1 protein-coding gene is annotated in these 1,196 nt (G+C 67.6%); it reads right to left on the bottom strand.

The window, feature by feature from the left end; genetic code table 11:
* Window positions 1–23 precede the first annotated feature (23 nt).
* Window positions 24–986, bottom strand: a complete 963-nt coding sequence (locus tag x551_RS22450) for an IS110 family transposase (RefSeq protein ID WP_036236721.1) — start codon at window positions 984–986, stop codon at window positions 24–26.
* Window positions 987–1,196 lie beyond the last annotated feature (210 nt).

Raw genomic sequence — 1,196 nt, 5'->3', positions numbered from 1 at the left:
GTACTGAGTAACCGTCTTCCGAGTCAAGCGCCGTGAAGCGAGTTGTCCCAGGGCTTGTTGGTTCTGACCATGGCATTGAGCGTGGTCAGGAGCTTGCGCATGCAGGCGACCAAGGCGACCTTGGGCAGCTTGCCGGCGGCGATCAGGCGGTCGTAGAAGGTCTTGATGGCGGGATTGCGGCGGCTGGCGGTCAGCGCGGCCATGTACAGCACGCGGCGGACGTCGAAGCGCCCGCCCTGGATGCGTCGTCGGCCCTTGCTGGAGCCCGAGTCGTTGGCCATCGGTGCGATGCCTACCAGCGCGGCGATCTCGCGCCGGTTGAGCCGGCCGAGCTCGGGCAACTCGGCGATCAGGGTGGCACTGGCCACCGGGCCGATGCCGCTGGCCGACTGAAGCAACCGGTCGAGCTCTGCGAAGTGCTCGCGCACGTGAGCGACCATCTGGCCTTCGATCTCGTCGAGCTGCGCCTTGATGGCCGCCACGATGGCCTCGATGCTCGGGTGCAGGCCCTTGGGCGTGATCTGCAGCCGCTGGCGCTCGCTCAGCAGCATGGCCAGCAGTTGGCGCCGGCGTGTGACCAGCGCGGCCAGCCACTGCTGCTGCGGATCGGCCAGCGGGCGCAGGAAGCGGGCGAGATCGTCGCGGCGCAGCAGCACCGCGGCGAACTCCGCCAACATGCGAGCGTCCACCTTGTCCGTCTTGGCCAGACGACCCATCGACTTGGCGAAGTCACGCGCCTGGCGCGGGTTGACCACCGCCACGGGCAGGCCCGCGGCCTGCAACGCGCAGGCCAACTCCGTCTCGTAGCCGCCGGTGGCCTCCATCACCAGCAGCGCCACGTTCAGCGGCTTCAAGGCCGCCGTCAACGCCGAGTGAGCTTCGGCCTGGTTGTCAAACCGCTGGGCATCGAGCTTGGCGCCCAGCACCGAGACATCGACATGCGCCTTGGCCACGTCGATGCCCACCACCACTGAGGAAGCAGACATGGTCTTCGGATCCCTTGCTTGTGCATGCGCGCTCGGCCAGGCCGGCGCGCGTAACCGTTCGGGCTTCAGGAAGACCAGCACGGCGGCCGTGCGCTCTCTACTCAGTAACGGGCTCGATGGCCCCAGCGCGTACCAAGCTGCACGGGCCGGTCTGGTCGCCTCAACGGCGATCAGACTCTACCGTTCTGGCCTGGTCTGAACATACAAGCG

Origin of the sequence: Methylibium sp. T29 (genome assembly GCF_000576205.1) — a bacterium.
Classification (GTDB): domain Bacteria; phylum Pseudomonadota; class Gammaproteobacteria; order Burkholderiales; family Burkholderiaceae_C; genus Methylibium; species Methylibium petroleiphilum.
Note: the sequence above shows the minus strand (reverse complement) of the source record. Positions and strands in the feature narration are given on the sequence as shown.

Bases quoted from the DNA above. Each gene is read 5' to 3' on its own strand.
- x551_RS22450 (WP_036236721.1), bottom strand. From the start codon at position 986: ATGTCTGCTTCCTCAGTGGTGGTGGGCATCGACGTGGCCAAGGCGCAT.